19 protein-coding genes and 1 pseudogene are annotated in these 21,574 nt (G+C 70.5%); 16 read left to right on the forward strand and 4 right to left on the reverse strand.

Annotation, left to right across the window (positions count from 1 at the left end):
• Positions 1-36 precede the first annotated feature (36 nt).
• The 4 genes from I6A81_RS35560 to I6A81_RS35575 all read right to left on the reverse strand — a co-directional run bounded on the left by I6A81_RS35560 (position 37) and on the right by I6A81_RS35575 (position 4,533).
• Entirely contained in the window at positions 37-477 is a 441-nt protein-coding gene (locus tag I6A81_RS35560) for a hypothetical protein (protein WP_203010430.1), read from the reverse strand.
• A 163-nt stretch (positions 478-640) separates the two neighbouring features.
• A complete protein-coding gene (locus I6A81_RS35565) occupies positions 641-2,413 on the reverse strand; it encodes an ABC transporter ATP-binding protein (protein WP_307875142.1) in 1,773 nt (590 codons plus the stop codon).
• 21 nt (positions 2,414-2,434) lie between these two features.
• On the reverse strand, positions 2,435-3,655 hold the full coding sequence (locus I6A81_RS35570) for a phytanoyl-CoA dioxygenase family protein (protein ID WP_203005287.1): 1,221 nt from the start codon (positions 3,653-3,655) through the stop codon (positions 2,435-2,437).
• Between the two features lie 290 nt (positions 3,656-3,945).
• Positions 3,946-4,533: a TetR/AcrR family transcriptional regulator gene (locus I6A81_RS35575; RefSeq protein WP_203005288.1), complete on the reverse strand. Its 588-nt coding sequence runs from the start codon at positions 4,531-4,533 to the stop codon at positions 3,946-3,948.
• Positions 4,534-4,737: 204 nt separating this feature from the next.
• Here I6A81_RS35575 and I6A81_RS35580 point away from each other — a divergent pair, with 204 nt between their 5' ends.
• The 16 genes and pseudogenes from I6A81_RS35580 to I6A81_RS35655 all read left to right on the forward strand — a co-directional run bounded on the left by I6A81_RS35580 (position 4,738) and on the right by I6A81_RS35655 (position 21,549).
• Positions 4,738-5,736 carry an LLM class flavin-dependent oxidoreductase gene (locus I6A81_RS35580; protein ID WP_203005289.1) on the forward strand — a complete coding sequence of 333 codons (999 nt, stop codon included), beginning with the start codon at positions 4,738-4,740 and terminating at the stop codon, positions 5,734-5,736.
• Positions 5,737-5,905: 169 nt separating this feature from the next.
• Positions 5,906-7,171: an aromatic ring-hydroxylating oxygenase subunit alpha gene (locus tag I6A81_RS35585; RefSeq protein WP_203005290.1), complete on the forward strand. Its 1,266-nt coding sequence runs from the start codon at positions 5,906-5,908 to the stop codon at positions 7,169-7,171.
• Positions 7,155-7,478: a hypothetical protein gene (locus I6A81_RS35590; RefSeq protein ID WP_203005291.1), complete on the forward strand. Its 324-nt coding sequence runs from the start codon at positions 7,155-7,157 to the stop codon at positions 7,476-7,478. The genes I6A81_RS35585 and I6A81_RS35590 overlap by 17 nt, the downstream gene beginning before the upstream one ends.
• Before the next feature lie 113 nt (positions 7,479-7,591).
• Positions 7,592-8,860: an aromatic ring-hydroxylating oxygenase subunit alpha gene (locus I6A81_RS35595; RefSeq protein WP_203005292.1), complete on the forward strand. Its 1,269-nt coding sequence runs from the start codon at positions 7,592-7,594 to the stop codon at positions 8,858-8,860.
• Positions 8,857-9,192, forward strand: coding sequence for a hypothetical protein (locus I6A81_RS35600; RefSeq protein WP_203005293.1), 336 nt, complete (start codon positions 8,857-8,859; stop codon positions 9,190-9,192). Before I6A81_RS35595 ends, I6A81_RS35600 begins: the two co-directional genes overlap by 4 nt.
• Positions 9,193-9,264: 72 nt before the next feature.
• Positions 9,265-9,576: a DUF1330 domain-containing protein gene (locus tag I6A81_RS35605; RefSeq protein WP_203005294.1), complete on the forward strand. Its 312-nt coding sequence runs from the start codon at positions 9,265-9,267 to the stop codon at positions 9,574-9,576.
• Positions 9,577-9,614: 38 nt separating this feature from the next.
• Positions 9,615-10,676: a Gfo/Idh/MocA family protein gene (locus I6A81_RS35610; protein ID WP_203005295.1), complete on the forward strand. Its 1,062-nt coding sequence runs from the start codon at positions 9,615-9,617 to the stop codon at positions 10,674-10,676.
• A 277-nt stretch (positions 10,677-10,953) separates the two neighbouring features.
• Positions 10,954-12,078, forward strand: coding sequence for a CaiB/BaiF CoA transferase family protein (locus I6A81_RS35615; RefSeq protein WP_203005296.1), 1,125 nt, complete (start codon positions 10,954-10,956; stop codon positions 12,076-12,078).
• 325 nt (positions 12,079-12,403) lie between these two features.
• Entirely contained in the window at positions 12,404-12,673 is a 270-nt protein-coding gene (locus I6A81_RS35620; protein WP_238429854.1) for a hypothetical protein, read from the forward strand.
• Between the two features lie 57 nt (positions 12,674-12,730).
• Positions 12,731-13,123 carry an EthD domain-containing protein gene (locus tag I6A81_RS35625; RefSeq protein ID WP_203005297.1) on the forward strand — a complete coding sequence of 131 codons (393 nt, stop codon included), beginning with the start codon at positions 12,731-12,733 and terminating at the stop codon, positions 13,121-13,123.
• A 151-nt stretch (positions 13,124-13,274) separates the two neighbouring features.
• Positions 13,275-13,673 (forward strand): annotated as a pseudogene (locus I6A81_RS35630) (acyl-CoA dehydrogenase family protein); the annotation flags it as partial.
• A 273-nt stretch (positions 13,674-13,946) separates the two neighbouring features.
• Positions 13,947-14,807, forward strand: a complete 861-nt coding sequence (locus I6A81_RS35635; RefSeq protein WP_203005298.1) for a TIGR03620 family F420-dependent LLM class oxidoreductase — start codon at positions 13,947-13,949, stop codon at positions 14,805-14,807.
• 1,167 nt (positions 14,808-15,974) lie between these two features.
• Positions 15,975-16,685, forward strand: a complete 711-nt coding sequence (locus tag I6A81_RS35640; protein ID WP_203005299.1) for a LuxR C-terminal-related transcriptional regulator — start codon at positions 15,975-15,977, stop codon at positions 16,683-16,685.
• 96 nt (positions 16,686-16,781) lie between these two features.
• A complete protein-coding gene (locus tag I6A81_RS35645; protein ID WP_203005300.1) occupies positions 16,782-17,138 on the forward strand; it encodes a hypothetical protein in 357 nt (118 codons plus the stop codon).
• Positions 17,135-19,903 carry a glycosyltransferase gene (locus I6A81_RS35650; protein WP_203005301.1) on the forward strand — a complete coding sequence of 923 codons (2,769 nt, stop codon included), beginning with the start codon at positions 17,135-17,137 and terminating at the stop codon, positions 19,901-19,903. Before I6A81_RS35645 ends, I6A81_RS35650 begins: the two co-directional genes overlap by 4 nt.
• Before the next feature lie 8 nt (positions 19,904-19,911).
• Positions 19,912-21,549 (forward strand): phage tail sheath family protein, encoded by a 1,638-nt coding sequence (locus I6A81_RS35655; protein ID WP_203005302.1) that lies wholly within the window; start codon positions 19,912-19,914, stop codon positions 21,547-21,549.
• Positions 21,550-21,574: the final 25 nt, after the last annotated feature.

A 21,574-nucleotide genomic window follows, 5' to 3' on the forward strand; every position in this document is an offset into this window, starting at 1 on the left:
CCACACCCACGTCCGAGCGGGCAAGGGCCACTGGGGTCATTCTGGCGCGCCCATAGTTACGTTCATTTCCGTTCCAGGGTCTGGTGCGTTGTGCGGAGCCGGGGCGTGCGGAGCTGCCGCGCTGGCATCGCGAGCTGGTCCAGCGCCGGTGGACCTATCCACGGCCGCGTCGTGATGGCTGGCTCGAGGAGCCGTCAGCTCCCGCCGTCGCAGCTTGTCGGCCAGCGCCAGCTGGCGGTGGGCCGCGGTGTGGTCACCGGCCATCGTGAAGGCGCGCGCGAGTAGTTCGTGGTTGTGTTCGATGAACGGGTTGCGCGATACGGCGTAGGCGGCGTACCGGACGGCGTCGTCTGCCTGTCCGGCGGCCAGCCGTGCCGCCGCCGCGTCGCGTAGTCGGGCCTCGTGCGCGGCGGCGACCTGATGGCGGGCTACCAGCAGCCAGGAGTCGAATCCGGGCGCGGCCGCGGGTTCCACCACGCGATCCGCACCGGCACCCTCTGCCGCTACGATCCGTGAGACCCGCCGACCGCCGGGGCCAGCGACCCGATCCGGTTCGTACTCGTGCGGGGCGCCACCGACCGCGCGTCGCCGGTGGGAGACGAGTTTCATCTGCCCGGCGGGCATCTCCGCGAAGGTGAGGTCATGCCACCGCCTGCTCGCGGTAGTAGGAGCGGTACGTCGCCGACGACTGGAGCAGCGAGGCGTGGGTGCCGATGTCGCCGACCCGTCCCCGCTCGACGACGACGATCTGGTCGGCGTCGCGGATGGTGGTGACGCGGTGGGCGATGACGAGGGACGTCCTGCCGGCGAGGAGCCGGTCGAGGGCGCCGAGCACGAGGCGTTCGCTGGCGGCGTCGAGCGCGCTCGTCGCCTCGTCGAGGACGACGATCGCGGGGTCCTTCAGCATTACCCGGGCGATGGCGAGGCGTTGTCGCTGGCCGCCGGAGAGCGTGACGCCGCGTTCGCCGAGCTCGGTGTGGATCCCGTCGTCCCAGGTTCGCACGAACTCCCAGGCGTTCGCCTCGTGGAGCGCGTGTTCGATCTCCTCGTCGGTGGCGGTCGGTCTGGCGAGTCGCAGGTTGCGGGCCAGTGAGCCGCTGAGCAGGACGGAGTCCTGGAAGACGACGCCGACTGCGGCGCGTACCGAGGCCTGTGTGACGTCGCGCAGGTCGTGGCCGTCGATCGTCACGCGGCCGTCGACCGGGTCGAAGAATCGGAGCAGCAGCTGGGCGACGGTGGACTTCCCCGCGCCGGAGGGGCCGACGAGCGCGGTCGTCTGGCCGGGCCGGATCGTCAGGTCGAAGCCGTCGAGGACCGGGCGCGAGGCGCGGCCCGGATAGGCGAACGAGACGTGTTCGAACGCGACGCGACCGTCGGTGACGGCGAGGGCGGGGGCGTGGGGACCGTCGGCCACGGCGGGCCGTTCCTCGAGCAGCTCGGCGGCGCGTTCACTGGCGGCCAGCCCGGTGATGACCTCTGGCAGGGTGGTGATGACCTGCGTGAGCGCGCTCGACCCGCGCAGCCAGAACCCCCAGATGGCGACGACGTCGCCGATGCTGAGCGTTCCTGACGCCGTGCGCCAGGAACCGATGAACAGGAGCAGGAACGGCGCGACGAACGCGAGGTGGAAGCCGAGGGGGTCGGCGTAGCGGTGCTGGAGCCGCGCGAGGGCCTCGGAGCCGGCCCGGACCCGTTCGGTGCCGCGGCGGACCTGGCCGAGAGCGTCGTCCTCGGCGTTGAACGCCTTGAGAAGGGCGTTCACGCCGAGCATTTCGGCGAGCGTCCCGGAGGTCCTGCCGAGCTCGTCTCTGATGTCGCGGCCGCGGCGGCGAAGCCGCGGGAGGACCAGCAGCGTCCACACCACGGCCACGGCGAGCAGCCCGAGCGCGAGCAGCGCCATCCACAGGTCCACCCACGCGATGAGCCCCACCGAGATGACCAGCAGCGCCACCGCCCACCACAGCACCATGCCCTGCCAGACCGCGAGTTCCAGGCGCTCGATGTCCTGGTTGATCAGGGCGGCGATGTCGCCGACGCGCGAGCGGTGGAAGAAGTCCATCGACAGGCGCTGCACGTGCTCGTACAGGGTGCGCCGCAGGTTGGTGGCCCAGCGCGCCGCGCCGCGGCGCGTCCAGGTGTGCGCGAGGTACGCCGCGGTGAGGAAGGTCGCCGCCATGGCGGCCGCGGCCACCACCGGTCCCTGCCAACCGGAGCGGACGAACTGGTGCGGGTCGTGCTGGATGCGGTTGAGCGCGACCCGGAAGACGGCCGGCGTGAGACTCTGCGCGACGGCGTCGACGAGGATGAGCGCGTAGCCGCCGACGAGTAGCCGCCCACCGTCGCCGGCGTGCGCGAACAACGTGCGCAGCGCGCGTGGCGAGTGCCGCGCCAGCACGCGGGGGTTACCTGTCACCGGCTTGTTCGCGGCCAGTCCTCATGCGCGGGCGCCTTGATCGAGCAGAATCCTGGATACCCGCTCGCGCAGCTCGGCGAGAGCCTGGCCGCCCGTGGCACCCGCGTCGCGTGGAGCGAGACCGAATCCCGTGTACATGACGCGGCGTTCCTGGACGAGCGGCGGAGTCGACTCGTGCAGGGTGCAGCTCAGGTGCACGGTGAGGTCGCCCGGTTCGGTCGGGACGGCGACGACCGGCAGGTAGGGCCGGGATTTGGCGATCTCCACCGGCATGAGAACCCGGTGGGAGCCTGCGACGACGCGCAGCTGCCCGTTCGCGGCGCCGCTCGCCGTGACCGCGATCCCCACGACCGTGCCCGAACACTGATACGCGTGCCGGCCGAAGTGGCAGTCGCGGTGGAAACTGACGTCCGACGCGCCGCTCACGACCCCCTTGGGCTTGATGAGCGCTTCCAGACCCTTGCCCCCGACGGGGCGCTGAACGAGATCGTCGTTTCCGGCCAGGGTTTGACGTAGTCGGTCCCAGAGATCGCTGCCCACGATGGCCGCGGTCCGCGGAGACCGGGCGACGAAGTCCTGGAGCCGGACGCACCGGCGGGTTCCGTCGGCCAGGGTCGCCCACCAGGACCGGCCATCGCCCTCGTGATAGTCCGGGAGCGCGCGGTCGATGTCCTGCGAGACCTCCCGCATGGCGACCGGGTCCACCCAGCCCCGCAGGTGGAGGAAGCCGGCCTCGCGCAGGAAGTGCGCGACGTCCGCGGGATCGTCGTCTGGGGTGAGAACGCGGCCGAGGTCGAGCGGCGCCCCATGGCGGTCGAGGAACTCGATCCCGTCGTCCACGACCGGCCAGCCTTCGAGCAGTGTCAGCCATAACGAGTCCCAGACAGAGACGTCTCGCTCGTCGCCGCCCCGGTACCGCAGCTCGCGCACGGTGATCATGGCGTTGAACGACCGCTGGTTCTGCACCCAGTCGGAGAACTGGTCCGCGTCGAACGTCACGACGAGCGCGCCGTCGGCGACGCCCGGCGAGACGGCTAGGCCGCCGTCGGCGGCCGAGAAGGACCAGGAACGGTCACCGATCTCGATCGCCAGCGGCGCCGCGCCGAGCCGCTCGACCCCCTGCGCGACGAGCGCGCCGTGACGGGCGGCGAGATCAGGGAACGCGCTCGCCAGGAAGTCCTCCATCGTGACCTTGCGCAGGTCGGCGTCGAGACGGGTACGGCGGTCCAGGGCGACGGGCATACGTTTCCCTCTCGCGATGTCCAGCCCGGCCACCAACGAGGCGAGGCGGTCGGGAATCGTGGTCGTGAGCGGAGCACGGGAGCGAGGAGGAGCGGCCCGACACCGGGATCAGCGTTCGCTCCGTGGCAGGGTCCGCCCGGTCACTAGCGCGCGTTAGTCCGGTGGCAAACTATCATCGCGCTACTAGCGCGGGCAAGCTGTCACCGGTGCCGCGACGACTGCTGATCACCGAAGCGCCACGTCGCCGCCTCGCCGTGGTTGTGATCAGCCGCGAGCCCTTCGGGGCCGGGTCAGGCGATGGCCGGGTGTTCGGCGAGGGCTGGCATGGCGAGGGCGTGCAGGCCGGCGCGGATTCGGTCGAGTGACATGCCGCGGGCGGTGTGAAGGTAGTCGACCGCGTCGGCGCGTACGGCGGTGTAAAGGATGTGGCCGAGGTAGTCGGCGTCCACGCCGGGGCGTGCGGCGCTGATCCGCCGGGTGAGCTCGGCGATCCAGTGCTGGCTGGCGGGGCTGGTGTAGTAGCCGTTCGGGCCGCTGTGGTCGAGCGCTCGGATGAGTGAGCGGTTCGCCCAGACGAAGTCGAGCAGATCGTCGAGGTAGGACAGCAGCGCGGGGACGGGTTCGGTCGGACCGGCGTCCGACCCCGGGTCCTTCTCGCTGCGCAGCAGTGCGGTGGCGCGGCGGGCGAGGACGGCCTCGATCAGGGCGCCGCGGTCGCTGAACCTGCGGAAGAGGGTGCCCTTGCCGACTCCGGCGGCCTCGGCGATGTCGTTCATCGAGACCGTCCCGGCGTCGGTGCGGTCGAACAGCTCGGCTGCCGCGGCCAGGATCGCCTCCCGGTTGCGCGCCGCGTCGGCTCGTTCCCGCTGGGCGGTCATCAGCGCTTCTCCTCCTCAGTCGCGACTGGTTGGCCGCGACGGTTGCCCTGCGGACCGTCGGTCCGTATCGTAACCCGTAAGCGGACCGCCGGTCCGGTGGTGCGACCCCTCGGACCCCGATTGTTACTGGCGCCGAGGCCCGGTCAGCGTGCCGCCGCGGTGACTCGTGCCGCTGTCCGCTGTCGTGTGGGAGGAGTGGAGTTAATGGGCTTCGAGAAGCCTGGCATCGCGTTGTCCTGTGGCTTACCGCCGGGGCCGGACTTCGCGGACCTCGCGGTGCTGGCCGAGCAGTTGGGCTATGCCCGGGTGTGGATCTATGACTCGGCGCCGCTGTGGGAGGACCCGTTCGTCCACCTGGCGCTGGCGGCGACGCGGACGACCCGGATCGGGCTCGGCACCGCGGTTCTGATCCCTCAGCAGCGGTCGGTGATGGCGATGGCGAGCGCGGTGGCCACCCTCGCCCGGATCTCCGAGGGCAGGTTCCTGGCCTGTTTCGGCACCGGGTTCACCGCCCGGCTGACAGTCGGGCAGCGCCCGATGACCCTGGACGCGCTGGCCGCCTACGTCACCGCGCTGCGCGGCCTGCTCGCGGGTCAGACCACCGTCGTCGACGGGAAGCCAGTCCGGATGCTGCACGCGGACGGGCTCGCGGCGGCGCGTCCGGTCGAGGTTCCGTTGTGGCTGAGCGTCTTCGGCCCGCGCGGCTCGGCGATGGCCGCCGACCTGGCCGACGGCGTGATCGGCCCGCCGCATCCGACTCTCCCGGCGGCGACGATCATGTCCGGCACGGTGCTCGACCCGGGGGAGGAGCCGGGGTCGGCTCGGGTCCGGGAGGCGGTCGGGCCGTGGCGGGTCGTCGACTGGCACAACGCCTATGCCCGCGGCGGCGCCGAGGCGGTCGACGCGATGCCGGGCGGCCGAGTCTGGCGCGAGGCGCTGGAGGCGCTGGCTCCCGAGGGCGAGCGGCATCTGCTCACGTTCGAAGGTCACGTCACCCACCTGCCGGACCGCGACCGCGGGCTGCTCGACCACATCGATACCAGGATGATGATCGGTGACGCCGCGCGTGTCGCCAAGACCCTCGCGCGTCTCGGATCGGCCGGGTTCTCGGAGGTCGTCTACACCCCATCCGGGCCGGATGTCGCCCGTGAGCTGACCGCGTTCATGGCCGCCCGGCCCGCGCGGCTCACGCCGGCGGTCTGACTCGGCCAGGTCTGGATCGTCAGTCCCGTACCTGAGTCTCCGCGGACCGGTGTCGTTCGCCCACGGCCTTCGCTGTGGCCGACGGCCTGAGCGTTCCTGGCTCCGGCCCAGCCCGTCCCGCTCGCGCGTTAGCGAATACCGCCTCGACCTCGTAGAGGAGAGAAGCCCCGTGCCCCATTTCGCCAAGCCCCCGGCGGGGAGCTGGACCCAGCACTACCCCGAGCTGGGCACGGCCCCCGTGGACTACACCGACTCCGTCGACCCGGCGTTCTACGAGCTGGAGAAGGTGGCCATCTTCCGTCGCTCGTGGCTGAACGTCGGCCGGGTCGAGAAGCTCCCGCGCACCGGCAGCTACTTCACCAGGGAACTGGCCGTCCTCGACACGTCGCTGATCATCGTGAAGGGCGCGGACGGGAAGATCCGCGCCTTCCACAACGTGTGTCGTCACCGGGGGAACAAGCTGGTCTGGAACGACTTTCCCGGTGAGGAGTCGGCCGGTGTCTGCCGGCAGTTCACCTGCAAGTACCACGCGTGGCGCTATGACCTCACCGGGAAGCTGACGTTCATCCAGCAGGAGGGGGAGTTCTTCGGCGTCGACAAGGACCAGTACGGCCTCAAGGAGGTCGCCTGCGACGTCTGGGAAGGGTTCATCTTCATCAACCTGGAGCCGGCGGAGAGTCTGACCGAGTATCTCGGCGACCTGGCCAAGGGCATCGAGGGGTACCCGTTCCACGAGATGACCTCGGTCTACACCTATCGGGCCGAGGTGGGCAGCAACTGGAAACTGTTCATCGACGCGTTCGCGGAGTTCTACCACGCCCCCGTGCTGCACCACAAGCAGGCGGTGAAGAACGAGGCGGAGAAGCTCGTCGGCTATGGCTTCGAGGCGCTGCACTACGAGCTGAGCAGCCCGCACTCGATGGTGTCCTCGTGGGGCGGTATGGCTCCGCCGAAGGACCCGTCCATGGTCAAGCCGATCGAGCGGGCACTGCGCAGCGGCCTGTTCGGCCCGTGGGACCGGCCCGCGATCGAGGGCCTGGACCCGTTGCCTCCGTCGATCAACCCGTCCCGGTCGCCGTCGTGGGGTACTGACTCGTTCGAGTTCTTCCCGAACTTCACGCTGCTGTTCTGGGCGCCCGGCTGGTATCTGACCTACAACTACTGGCCGACGGCGGTCGACAGGCATCTCTTCGAGGCGAACCTGTACTTCGTCCCCGCGAGGAGCGCCCGTGAGCGGCTGGCCCAGGAACTTGCGACCGTCACGTTCAAGGAGTACGCGCTCCAGGACGGAAACACCCTGGAGGCGACCCAGTCGATGCTCGCCTCCCGGGTCGTCTCGGAGTTTCCGCTCAATGACCAGGAAATCCTGCTCCGGCACCTGCACAAGGTCGTCGCCGACCGCGTCAAGGAGTACACCGATGCCGCTGCCCGCTGAGTTCGCCGACCTCGAGCCGTACCTGGCCTGGGCGCTGCCCACCGAGTCCGAGCGGTACGCGCGTCGGCTGGACTCGTCGCTGGTGGAGATGCAGACGTTCTACGACGCGGCCTTTCCTCGTCTCGAGGAGGCCATCGTCTACTGCGACGAACACCCGTACGACGATCTGCCCGAGGACGCCCGCACCCTGCTGCGGCTCATGCAATCGCTGGTCATGGTGTCCTTCCCGGTCGAGGTCTGGAAGCAGGCGCGGGTGCCCGACAGCGGCGCCGCGTACCTGACCGTCACAGCCGAGCCGGTGGTCTGACCGCGCTCGTTCGCATCTGCGCCGGGCGCCGGGTCCGACGCGCGCGAAGCGCGTCCCCGGCGTCCGGCGGGGACCACCGTCTGTCGTAAGCCGAGATGGAGAGGACGTACGCGATGGCTCTTTATCCCAAGCCCGCCGAGGGGAGCTGGACCGAACACTTCCCCGGAGTCGGGACGGGGGTGCTGTCCTATGAGGACTGCATCTCGCCGGAGTTCTACGAGGCAGAGCGTGAGGCGATCTTCAAGCGGGCCTGGCTGAATGTCGGGCGGGTCGAGGACGTGCCCCGCGTGGGCAGTTACTTCACGAAGGAGATCGAGGTCGCGGCGACCTCGCTCGTCGTGGTACGTGACCTGACCGGCCAGGTGCGGGCGTTCCACAACATCTGCCGCCACCGCGGTAACAAGCTGATGTGGAACGACTACCCCCGTGCGGAGACGGCGGGCTCCTGCCGGGCGTTCACCTGCAAGTACCACGGCTGGCGGTACGACCTGACCGGGAAGCTCACCTTCGTCCAGCAGGAGGGGGAGTTCTTCGACCTCGACAAGGCCGACTACGGCCTGGTTCCGGTGCACTGCGAGGTGTGGGCCGGCTTCATCTTCATCAACCTGGCGGAGAGTCCCGAACCGCTCCAGGTCTTCCTGGGCGCGATGGTCACTGATCTCGGCGGGTACCCGTTCGACGCGCTCACCGAACGGTACGACTTCACCGCCGACATCCGGTGCAACTGGAAGATCTTCCTGGACGCCTTCCAGGAGTACTACCACGTGCCGGTCCTGCACTCCCAGGAGGCGACCCCGGCGGCCCGGCCGAAAATGCCCGGGTTCGAGGCGCCGTACTACAACCTGGACGGACCGCACCGGATGGTCGCCACCTCGGGACCGCCGCGCCGGCTGTGGCCCACCGACTACCAGTACCCGATCGAGATCGCGACCCGCAGCGGCCTGTTCGGCCCCTGGAACGAGCCCGACCTCGGTGACGACCTGCCCGGAGTGAATCCCGGCGGGATCAAGGCCTGGCAGATGAGCAACTTCCAGATCTTCCCGAACATGGAGATCCTGATCTGGCAGACCGGCTGGTACATGCTCTACCGCTACTGGCCCACGTCGCACAACACCCACCGCTTCGAGGGGTCGCTGTTCTTCCCGCCGGCCAGGACCGCCAGCGACCGCGCGGCCCAGGAGTGCGCCGTCGTCATGTTCAAGGAGTTCGCGCTCCAGGACGCCGGGATGCTGGTCGGAACCCAGCAGGGCCTGGAATCACGGGCCGTCCGCGACGACTTCCCCCTCAACGACCAGGAACTGCTGGTACGCCACTTCCACAACTCGGTCGCGTCCTGGGTCGACGACTACCAGCGTGCGCATCCGGTGAGTGTGACGCGATGACCGAGGCTGTACTTCCCGCGGACTTCTCCGATCTGGAGCCCTTCGCCGCCACGTGGTGCCTGGCGACCGAGGCGGAACGCTACGCGCGACGCATGGCGAGCACCATGGCCGAACTGGAGGCCTTCTACCAGGCGGGTTTCCCCCGGATTGGGGAGGCGCTCGGGTACTGCGACAAGTTCCCGCTCGACGGCCTGCCCGACGACGCCCACCACCTGCTCCAGCTCGTGCACTCGCTGATCATGGTCGCGATGTGTGTGGAGATCTGGCATCAGCCGAACGTCATCGACGGCGCCGACGCCGTGCTCGATCGCGTGGCCGAACCGCTGCCCTGACAGCGGGCCGCGCTTGTTGCCACACAGGCAGACCACACAACCATCAGATACCAGGACACCGGAGGAACACGGATGGCCAAGGGATACGTCATCGTCACGGAAGCCATCAAGGACCCGGCCGGGATGGAAGCCTACAGCCGGGCCTCCGCGCCATCGATGATCGAGAGTGGGGCCAAGGTCCTCTCCGTCGACACACAGCCTCAGCTTCTCGAGGGGACCTGGCACGGAAACCGGACCGTGCTCGTCGAGTTCGAGTCGGTGGAAGCCGCCCGAGCCTGGTACGAGTCGGCTGGGTACGAGAAGGCGAAACCGCTGCGGTGGGCTGCCGCCGACAGCAACGCCGTCATCCTCACCGGCTTCGAGATGCCAGCTCGACGCGGCTGACCCGGCACCGGCGTCTCGATAGTTAGTGAGGATCTGGCATGTCGTTCCGGTGGGCCATCGCCGGCACCGGTGAGATCGCTCGTGGATTCGCCGTGGCCCTGAACCGGTTGCCCGACGCCGAGCTGGTGGCCGTCGGGTCCCACGACCCGGCGGCAGCCGAGGACTTCGGTGAGTGGTGCGGCGTACCGCGAGGGCGAAGGCACGGCTCCTACGGCGAACTCGCGGCCGACGACGGCGTCGACATCGTGTACGTCGCCACGCCTTCGTCCCACCATCACCGTCACACATCGATGTTCCTGCGCGCCGGGCGAGGCGTGTTGTGCGAGAAACCGTTCGGCCTCGACGCGGCCCAGGCCAGCGAGATGGTGGCCGCGGCCCGCGCGCAGGGCCGGTTCCTGATGGAGGCGATGTCGAGCCGCTTCCTGCCCACCTATGTGCATCTTCGGGAACTGGTCGCCGCCGGCTCGATCGGCACCGTGCTCGGAGTGGACGGCGAGCTCGGCCTGCGGTTCCCCTCCTTGGTGGGCCACCGTCTGTTCGATCATGCGCAGGGCGACGGCGCTCTGCTCGACCTTGGCGTCTACCCGGTCTCGCTGGCCAGCATGCTGCTGGGCGAACCTGACCGGGTAAGCGCGCTCGGCCAGCAGGGACCCACCGGCGCCGACGAGCATGTCGCCGTCCTGATGAACTATCGACACGGCGCGATGGCGCTTACTCGCGCGTCGCTGCGCGTCAGCCTCGGCTGTATCGCCAGGATCTTCGGCACCGACGGGAGCATCGAGCTGCCCGCGTTCATGCACTGCCCGGACGAGCTCCTGCTGCGGGGGCGGCCCGGCACCCAACGACTACACCTGCCCGCGGCCAGCGACAACGCGCACCGCGGTCACCTGGGCAGCAGCGGACCCGGCGGCGGTCTGCACCACCAGATCCGCCACGTGCACGAGCGGCTACGGGCCGGCCAACTGGACAGCGACGTCATGCCACTCGCGGAGTCCGTATCGGTGATGCGAACCCTCGACGTCGCGCGCGCCCACATCGCGCTTCGCTACCTCGACGCCGACCTCAGGCCGCCACACACCGGGGCGGCCGCGGGCATGTGACACCCATGGCACCAAGGTCGCGATCATCACCGGGGATGCGCCGGAGGCGACCCCCGAGAACACGACGGTATACGAGCAGGGTCCGTGGGCCGCGGGAGTCAGCGACGTCGAGGCGTTTGCTTCAGTACCGGCGCTGGCGGCCCCGCCCAGACCGCTAGCAAGGTGGCCGCCGTCGGATGAAGGCAGCCGGCGCGTGGCATCCCGGAGTAGGCCCGTCGGCTCCGACCTCCGGTGGCGACGTTCGGAGCCTCGTTCTCACGGTGAAGGGATGGCCCTAATGACGGATTCGGCCAGAGGGCCGTTGCGTGGCATAAGCGTCCTTGAACTGGCAGGCATCGGTCCCGGCCCCTATGCGGCCATGCTGCTGGCGGACCTTGGCGCGGAGGTCGTGCGCGTGGAGCGGCCCGGCCAAGCGCGCGACGTCGCCGAGCCCGTCATCCTCCGCGGCCGCCGGCGCGTCGTCCTCGACCTCAAAGTGGCCGCGGACCGCGATGCGTTCCTTGCTCTGTGCGAGCGCGCCGACGTTCTCATCGAGCCGTACCGACCAGGAGTGGCCGAGCGACTCGGCGTCGGGCCAGACATCTGCAGGCAACGCAATCCGCGGCTCGTCTACGCGCGAATGACCGGCTGGGGGCAGGAGGGTCCGTGGGCGCAGGCCGCAGGACACGACATCACCTACATCGCCGTCACCGGCGCACTACACGGTATCGGCCGCGCCGACGGCCCGCCGCAGCCGCCGATCAACCTGCTCGGTGACTTCGCCGGCGGGTCACTGTTCCTCGTGGTCGGCGTGCTCGCCGCCCTTCTCGAGCGCGAAAGCTCCGGGCAGGGAGACGTCATCGACGCGGCAATTGTCGACGGGACGGCCCACCTGACGACGTACGTTCTTGGCCAACTGGCACATGGGCTCTGGAACGAGAGGCGCGGACGCAACCGCCTCGACACAGGTCAGCCGAACTACGACGTCTACGCCACCGCGGACGGGCACTGGATGGCAGTCGGGGCGCTCGAGCCGCGGTTCTACGCAGAGTTGTTGCGGGTGCTGGAGATCGACGCGGCCGCCCTGCCCCCGCCGAACGATCCCGCGGGTATGGCGCAGGTGCGCGCAGTCCTGAGCACGCGGTTCGCCGAGCGCACGCGAGACGAATGGGCAGCGGCGTTCGCGGGCACCGATGCCTGCGTGTCACCCGTGCTCACCTGGAACGAGGCACGCGCGAACCCTCAGCTTGCCGCGCGCGGGACCCTCGTCGAGCGCGACGGCGTGTGGCAGCCGGCGCCGGCGCCCCGGTTCACGCGCAACCCACTCGAACTCCCTGACGCGCCGCCCGCCGATCCAGAAGGCGCACTCGCGGTGCTCTCGGATTGGGTCATGGGCGCGGCAGCCAGGCCCTCGGGACCGTGATCGTTCGGGCGTATGCCAGCCGCGATGCTGCCCCTCGCGACGGACATCAGAGGCGACGGTACGTCCGACGGCAGTCGGCCAGTCGGTTGGGCGCGCAGGGTGCCGCGCGTTCCCGGCCTTGGGCGCCCGCGGGTCGAGGCGGGCGTCATTGGCCGGCACGACGCCGCCGATGACAGGTACCGGTCGTGCGGGGCCTCTGTGGACCGACTGCCCGTCGCGGCCCGTCGCTCCCCGTTACCGGACCGCTGGTACGGTTAGAGTGCTACGATCCGGACCGGCGGTCCGATCCGCGGGAAGGGCCTGCGACTGGGCGGGATGCGTGCTGGTGACCGTCGGGACGGAACGGGACGATGCCGCCCGCGACCGGAAGGTGATCCTCGCGGCGGCGACCGGGCTCACTCCGCTGGTTGCCGCCGCGCGCCCCGGTGAGAACACGGACTACCTCGCACACATCCTCTACACCACGGTGCGGGCCGACGCTGTCGACTGTCTCCACACCGCTCGCGGCATGTGGCTCGACCGGATTCGCGCTGGGCTGCGCGCCCTTGCCGCGCCGTCGACCATGGTCGCCGCCTCCGCGCCGGCGTTCGGCTGACCACTCCTCCACAGGTCGCCGCCCGGTGACCGACTCCACCCGAAGGACGGAACCGCCATGATCAAAGTGATCATGCTGTTGAAGCGCAAGCCAGGGCTGTCACTGGCCGAGTTCGTCGAGCACTACGAGAACGTTCACGTCCCGCTCGTCGAGAAGCTCGCGACCAGGGCCAGGCGGTACGAGCGGCACTTCCTGCACCCGATGGGGAATGTTGTCGCCGGTGGGGACCCCCTGGAGCCGGAGTACGACGTCGTCACGGAGATCTGGTACGACGACCTGGCGGCGTTCACCGACGAGAAGCGGGACGCGCGCCAGCACCCCGAACTGGTCGCCGCCGTCATCGCGGACGAGAAGGTCCTGTTCGACCGGGCGAAGACCCGCTTCGCGTTCGCCGAGGACCGAGTCTCCACTCTTGGAGTCGGCAGTCAGCGCGCAACGGACGCCCTGTAGATCCTTCCCGGGATGGAGGCCGCGCGTGCGGCAGGTGAACAACTGGTTGGCCGGACGGCTGCTTGGCGGTGCGTTCGCATGATCGCGGATATCGATCCGTATGAACGGGCCATCGTCGACCTCGTCCGTGAGTTCGTCGACGAGGAGGTCCGGGCGCGCCGCGTTCGATGACGCGCCGCGTTACGCGCAGCAGCGCGAGTCGTTCGGCCGGCCGATCTGGCGGCACCAGTCCGTCGGCAACCATCTGGCGGACATGGCGACCAAGCTGACCGCGGCCCGCCAGCTGCTGCTGCACGCGGCCCGGTGCTACGACACCGGCGGGCGCGCTGATCTTGAGGCCGGTATGGCGAAGTACTTCTGTTCGGAGGTCGCCATGGAGGTGGCGCTCGGGGCCGTCAGGGTTCACGGCGGCTACGGCTACTCGACCGAGTTCGACGTCGAGCGGTATTTCCGGGACGCGCCTTTGATGATTGTCGGCGAGGGCACCAACGAGATCCAGCGCACCATCATCGCCGAGCGGCTCGTCGCCCGGGGAGGACTGCCGCGATGAAGCTCCGTGTCTCGCGGAACGAGAGCGCGGAAATTTCGCCCGGAGGGCGACACGCGCCAACCGGAACCGAAATACCGCGTGAGTTGACGGCTTCCGCCGACACCACCCGGCCCGCCTGACGGGAACGCGATCCCAAGCGGAGCCGTCAGTGCCGAATGAGACACGGCCGCAAAACACGTCCAGAGGCAGATGAGAGAGGCATGCCAGCAGCGCCTGGTCTCGACGCGGGACCAGGCATCGACGTAGTCATTCGACTCTCAGCATAGGGATGTTATGGATCTTTCTGGTGTAGGTGTATGGAGCGTCCATCTGCGTTACGGCGACCAGGCTGAGGCCGCTGACGCCGCTGCCGAACTTGAGGATCTGGGGTTCGCCGCGGTGTGGATTCCCGATGGCGGAGGCCCGCTGTTCGACTCGGTTGGCCACCTGTTGGCGGCGACTCGCCGGATCGTCGTCGGTACCGGGGTGATGAACCTGTGGATGCACACCCCCGTGGAGACAGCGGCCTCTCACGCGTCACTGTCCGCCGCCCACGGTGATCGATTCCTGCTGGGTGTCGGCGTCGGTCACGCCCCAGCGGCCGATGCCGTGGAGCCCGGCCGTCCCCAGCGGCCGCTGGCAGCGATGAGAGGCTTTCTCGACGCCCTCGACACGGCCGCGCGGCCGGTCCCACGCACGGGGCGGGTTCTTGCCGCGCTGGGGCCGAAGATGCTTCAGCTCGCGGGCGAGCGCGCTCGCGGCATCCATCCCTACCTCGTCACGCCGGACCACACCCAGCGGGCCCGCGAGCTCCTCGGCGAGGGGCCACTCGTCCTGCCCGAGCAGACGGTCATCCTCTGTGAGAGCGCGGAAGAGGCACGGGCGATCGGAACTGACTGGCTCCGCGGGTATCTCGCACGCCCCAACTACGCCGGTAACCTGCTCCGGATGGGGTTCGCCCCCGAAGAGGTAGCGTCTGTGAGCGACCGCCTCTTCGACGCCCTCATCGCCTGGGGGGACGAGGAAGCCATCCGGCGCCGGGTCGGAGAGCACTACGCGGCCGGTGCCAATCACGTCGCGGTGCAGGTCCTCACGGCCGATCCCCGAGCGTTTCCGCGCGAGCAGTGGCGCCGGCTCGCCGCCGCCCTGAAGTAGTACTGGCGCCCGCCGGAAGCCGCAACCGGGCAGATGCGAACGGGCTGCCGGATGTCGCTTGTCAACGGTCCGAATCTGAGTTCTGACCTGGTGCGGGACCCGCCTGGGTGTTGAGAGCTTGATGAGGGAGGGGTTACGCCCGCAGGACGGTGGCGGTGCGGCCGGTGGGGGCGGGATCGCGTAGCGATCTCGGGGGAATGGCAGTCTCGGACGTCGCGGAGGCCGCACAGCGCGATCGAGGCTGGGAAGCTGGTCGGGCGGGCCCGGTAGCCGTCCCGGAGTTGGCTGAGGACGCTGATCAGGCTCTGCCCGCTCAGCGCGTCGATCTCGTCGAAGAACAGTGCCAGCGGCCGGGGGCAGACCTGGGCCCAGGCCGCGAGGCCCGCCGCGAGAAGGGTGCCTTCCGACGCCTCCGGCCACGGCGGCGGGCGCAGGTCCGCGGGCAGCGCCGTGCTGGCCGCGGCGCGGATCCGGGAGAGAATGTCGCGAGTCGCGGCGCCGTGGTTGTCGCCGGCGGCGCGCCCCGCCTCGCAGGAGAACAGCAGCGCTGCGTAGCGGCCTTTGGCTGTCAGTTCCTCGGCGAGCGCGGTCAGCGTCGTCGTTTCGCGGTCTGCCGCGGGGCGTGTACGACGAAGTACCCTTCCTGTTCCACCAGGTCGGGAACCTCCGGCAACCGTGACACCGCCGGGACCATGTAGTCGATTCCAGGCCGGCACGGACCAGCCGGCTGGAACCGGCCAGCCATCGATCGTCACACTCCCCAGGCCAGGCGGCACGGATCACGCTGCGCCCACCACCCTACGCACCATGACCGATCGGCGATCTCCCTGACCACGCCGCAGCCGTTCCCCCGAAACGAGTGCTCTGGATCTAGGACTGGCTGGTGGGCTTGCGTCGGTCGCTGGTCGGGTCGGTGGGAAGGCTGGTTGCGCCAGTGGGGCACCCGCCACGGCCGCACCCGGACCACGCGGCACAACTCAACATCACCAGGGGTGGCAGACCAGCATGCGCCCACACCTGGCCAAGACGCGAAAGATCTGGACTAGTTCGGTAAACAAGCCGATCCCTTCCGGGAATGGAACTAAAATCGCGGAGGTTCAACGCGGCGGTAACGCGTGGCTGCTTGGCACGGGGGTAAAGATGCCTGACCAGCCCTGGCATGGAAAAATGACCGGGGGCGGGGCGGCCAAGGGCTTGTCCGTCCTCGTCGTCGACGACTCTCGCCTCTACCGTGACGGGCTCGCCGCCATAGTCGGGCGGGAGCCGGACGTCGCCGACGTCCGCTGCGCCGAGGACGGGCCGTCGGTCGACGCCGCCCTCGCCCGCGGCGCGCCGGATGTCGTCCTGCTGAACCTGGCCACCCTGGAAAGCCGTGCCCTGATGGCCCGGCTGCGCCGGGCGGCGCCGTCCGCGCGGGTCATCGGGATCGGCGTCGGCGACTCCGAGGAGGAGATGATCGCGTGTGTGGAGGCCGGGATCTCCGGCTTCCTGCTGCGCCACGAGCCGTTCAGCCAGCTCATGCGACTGGTGCGCCGAGTGGTCGTCGGGGAGAGCTTCTGCTCGCCGCGCGTGACGGCCGCGCTGATGCAGCGCCTTGCCCACCTGGCTGCCGAGCGGCAGCGGGTACCGGTACTCACCGAGCGAGAGGACCAGATCCTCGGGCTGCTGGAGTACGGACTTTCGAACCAGCAGATCGCCGACCGGCTCGGCATTGAACTACGCACCGTGAAGAACCACGTCCACCACATTCTCCGTAAGCTCGGCGTTTCTCGCCGTGGCGAGGCCGTGGCGGTGTTCCGGGCGGCGCGGACCGGCTCGGTTCCTTCACAGCCTGTGTATGCCCAGGACGATCAGCGCCCCGTGGCCGCCCCTTCGTGAGTGGCCGCGAAAGGGGACCGGTACCGGTCCTTTCCGGCGCTTCGCTGAACCTTTCGCTCCATTTTTTCGGCGGCCCGGCCGCGTCATCGTGGGCGTGTGACCACGCGTATCGCGCTGCTCGACCTGCCCGGTCTGCTGGTCGACGTCGTGGTCGAGGCCTTCGCCCGTGAACCCGACGTCGTCATCGACGTGCTGCCGTCTGGCAGCCCGCCGGGGCGGATCCTGGCCGGGCGCCCGGACGTGGTCATGGTCGGCGTGGAGGCCCCCTGGAGCTACCCGCCGGCCGAGGGCCTGCTGTGCCAGCACCCGGGCCTCGGCCTGTTCGCGATCTCCCCGGACGCGCGGCAGGTCTGGGCACATGAGCTGCGCCCGAGCGCGCGTGCGCTGGCCGAGGTCTCCGCCTCCGGCCTGCGGGCCGCCGTCTCCGAGGCCGTCTCCAGGCGGCGGCCGTGACGGACCGGACGTGGGCGGCGGCGGGCACCGCGGAGCCGGGCGACCCGGGCCACAGGCTGCCCCGGGTCAGCTGCATCATGCCGACCCGGGACCGCCGCCCGTTCGTCGCGCAGGCGGTCGGCTACTTCCTGCGGCAGGACTACCCGGACACCGAGCTCGTCGTCGTCGACGACGGCAACGACGCGGTCGGCGACCTGATGCCGGACGACCCGCGCGTGCGGTACCTGCGCCTTGACGCGGTCCGGCCGCTGGGCGCGAAGCGCAACCTCGCCTGCCAACACGCGACCGGCGAGCTCATCGCCCACTGGGACGACGACGACTGGTCGTCGCCGCGCCGGCTGCGCCGCCAGGTCGGCGCGCTGCTGGCCGCGGAGGCGGATGCCTGCGGGCTGTCCGAGCTGCTCCACTACCGCGCGCCGCAGGCTGACGCCTGGCTCTACCGCGGCGACGGCGGCCACAACGGCCAAGCAGGCGGGAACGGGCACAACGGCCACGTCGCGGGCTGCTCGCTCGTCTACCGCCGCGCCGCCTGGAGCACCGCGCCCTTTCTCGAGGTGAACAGCGGCGAGGACAGCGCCTTCGTCGCCCGGCTGCCGGGCCACCGGGTGGTCGCTCTGGCGGACCGGTCGCTCATGGTGGCTGTGGTGCACGGGCGCAACACCTCGTCGTTGCAACTCGGCACGCGCCAGTGGGCGCCGGCGTCGCTGGAGGAGGTCGCGGGGCTGCTCGGCGCCGACCGGCCGTTCTACACCGCGCTGCGCACGGGCCGCGCCGCGCCGGCGAGGCGGGCTGAGACACCGGCGATCGCCGTCACGGTCGCCGCCGCGTTCGGGGTTGGCGGCTACGAGACGACCGCGGAGTACCTCGCTCTGGCGCTGAGCCGGGCGGGGGCGGCGGTGCGCGCGCTGCCGCTGGTCGGGTCCACGCCGCTGCGCGACGAGGTACGCGCGCTGACGCGGAAGGCGCCGGCGCCCTTTGCCGGGCAGCCGACGATCCTGCACACCTGGCTCGGCGCCCACGCCGGCGAGATCCTGCGTTCCCGGAACCTGTTCGTCTCGACCATGTGGGAGTCGGACCGGTTCCCGCGGGCGTGGGTCGACATCCTGCGCGACGTCCGGGCGGTGATCGTCCCGTCCACCTTCGTCGCCGACATCTGCCGGGCGGGCGGTGTCACTCGGCCTGTCCACGTCGTCCCGCTCGGCGCGGATCCGGACGTGTACCACTGGCAGCCCCGGGAGAGGCGCGCGGGCCTGGTCAGCCTGATCGTCGGGCCGGTCGCCGACCGCAAGAACACCCCTTTGGCGATCGCCGCCTGGAAGGAGGCCTTCGCCGGTGACCCGGACGCTCGACTGATCATCAAGACGACGTACGGCTACCACAACTACGCCCCGGACGATCCCCGTATCAGCTATGTCGACCAGCGGGAACCCACCGGCGGCATCGGGCACTGGTACCAGCAGGCGGACGTGCTGCTGGCGCTCGGCAACGAGGGCTTCGGACTGCCGCTGGTCGAGGGCATGGGCACGGGGCTGCCCGTGATCGCCCTGGACGCCGAGGGCCAGGCCGACGTCTGCCGGGACGCCGGCGGTCTCGTGCTGCCGGTGCCGGCCGCGGGCCGGGTGCCCTACCCCGCGCCGGACGGAACCCCGGCCGGCCACCGCTCGGTGCCGGACCTCGGCGCGGTCGTCCGCCACCTGCGCTGGGTCGACGGGCACCGCGACGAGGCGCGCGACCTGGGCCGCGCGGCGTCGGCCTGGGTGGCGGGCCACCGCAACATCTGGTCGCTCGGGCCCGGCCTGCTCGACGTCGTCGGGAGCGCCGGCTGGCCGGCCGGGCGCCGGCCGGCGCCCCGCACCCTGTGGGTGACCTCGCTGGGCAGGCACTGCGGCGTCGCCGCGTTCACCACGAGACTGGCCCGCAACGTGCCGGCGGCCGGCCTGACGGCGGCCGAGCCGGCGCTCGCCAACCGGTCGCTGGTGCACGTCCAGCACGAGCCGTCGCTGATGGACCCGCACGCGCTCGAGCGCTTCGCGGCGCGCGCACACGCCGCTGGGACGGCCCTCGTGGTCACCGAGCACGCCGTGCTGCGCACGGCCGAGCCGTGGGAGGGACGCGCCCGGGCGCTCGTCGCGGCGACCAGCGGCGGCGCGGCGCTGCTGCGGGCCCGCCACCCCACGAAGGAGGTCCGCCACATCCCGCTCGGCTGCGAGACCTGGAGCTTCCCGCGCAAGACCCGCCGAGGGCGCACGGTTGGCCTCTTCGGCTTTCCTGACCCGTACAAGGGCCACGGCCGGCTCGCCGAGGCGCTGCGAACCGTCCCCGGCTGCGACGTGGTGGTGTTCAGCCACAATCCCGGCAGGCGGGAGAACTTCGCCGGGTGGCCGGCGGGCGTGCCCGTGCGGTACCACTCGGACTGGCTGCCGCTGGAGCAGGTGGTGGCCGGGCTCGCCGCCGAGGCGGACGTGCTCGTCTTCCACTACGAGGCGTTCGAGCACTTCTCGGCCAGCTCGGCCGTGCTGGTGGGGCTGTCGACGGGCGTCCCGGTGCTCGTGTCCGACACGCCCTGGTTCGACGACCAGTGCGACGCCGTCCACCGCGCGGGGCGCGACGCGGAAGGCCTCGCCGAGGGCCTGGCCCGGCTGCTGGACGACGACGACCTGCGCGAGCGCGTCGTCGCGACGGCGCGCGACTACTGCGTCGCGAACTCGTGGAGCCAGACCGCGGCGCGTCATGTCGATCTGTGGAACTCGCTCGAGAACGCGTAAGGGAGATCATGCCTGTCACACCGCTCCACCCGGGGCTCTACGTCCAGGAGATCCCCAGCGGGGTCCACCCGATCAGCGGGGTGAGCACGTCCGACACCGCGTTCGTTGACTTCTTCCCCCAGGGGCCCATCGGGGTCGCGACCCGGGTCAGCGGATTCGAGGAATTCGTACGCCGCTTCGGGCCGCCCGACCCGCGTAGCCCCGCCAGCTACGGCGTGCTGCAGTTCTTCGTCAACGGCGGCCAGACCGCCTGGATCGTCCGCGTCACCACCGCCGGCGCGGTGCCCTCCCGGCTGGTGCTCCCGGGCGGCTCGACCCCGAGCGACACGCTGGTGATCGAGGCGCGCAGCCCCGGCGCGTGGGGCGACCAGTTGCAGGTGGCCGTCGACTGGAATCCCGCGGCGGCCAACGCGGGCTTCACCCTGGCGATCCGCCGGCTGGGCCAGGTCGGAGGGCGAACGCAGGTGATCGCCTCGGAGGTCCACCGTGACCTCACGATGGGCGTCGGCCCCCGCTACTTCGCCGATGTCGTGAACGCCGAGTCGGCGCTGGTCAGGGCGACCGAGGATGACCATGGCATGGGTCAGCCACCGACACCGACCGTGCCGGCGACGCCGCCAGATCCGACCGCCGCGGCCACTCCGGCAGCCAGGAACGGAATGTCGCCGGCGGCGCTGGCGGACCCGACGGCCGCCGGATTCCTTTCCCTCGCCGGCGGGAACGACGGGTCCCTGCCCGGCGCCCAGGAGCTGAAGGCGGGCCTGCTGGCGCTGGGGCGCATCGAGCCCGCGGTGGTGAACCTGCTGTGCATCCCGGCCGCGGCGACCCTTGACGGCCTCTCGGACGAGGCGACGCCGAACCTGAAGGACGTGGCCGACGCGGCCGCCGCGTTCTGCGAGACGTTCCGCTGCTTCTACCTCGTCGACATCCCCCAGGCCGTCGACAGCACCGACAAGGCCGAGAAGTGGCTGGCGGCCAACAGCCCGCGCGACCGGAACACGGCCGTCTACTTCCCCCGGCTGAAGATCGTCGACCCGGACCCGGCGCGCGGCGGCGCGCTGCTCGACGTGGCCGCGAGCGGCACCCTCGCCGGGCTGTTCGCCCGCACCGACGCCCAGCGTGGGATCTGGAAGGCACCCGCCGGCACGGCGAGCCAGCTGCGCGGCGTGATCCGCCCCGCGGGTGAGCCGCTCAACGACGCCGACAGCGCCGCGCTCAACCCGCTCGGCATGAACGTGATCCGCACGCTGCCCGTGCACGGGACGGTCAGCTGGGGAGCGCGCACCCTGTTCGGCGCGGACGCCCAGGCCAGCGAGTGGAAGTACGTCCCCATCCGGCGCACCGCCCTCTACATCGAGGAAAGCCTCGTCCAAGGGCTGCGCTGGGTGGTCTTCGAGCCGAACGACGAGCCGCTGTGGGCACAGATCCGGCTCAACGTCGGCGCGTTCCTGCAGTCGATGTTCCGCCAGGGCGCCTTCCAGGGCCGCACGCCACGGGAGGCCTACCTCGTCAAGTGCGACAGCCAGACGACCACGCAGGCCGACATCGACCGGGGAATCGTCAACATCCTGGTCGGCTTCGCGCCGCTCAAGCCCGCCGAGTTCGTCGTCATCCAGCTGCAGCAGCTGACCAGGCCCCCGGAGTAGAGCCCCAGAGTCAGGAGGTAGGCCG

Origin of the sequence: Frankia nepalensis, assembly GCF_016786325.1 — a bacterium.
Lineage (GTDB): Bacteria > Actinomycetota > Actinomycetes > Frankiales > Frankiaceae > Pseudofrankia > Pseudofrankia nepalensis.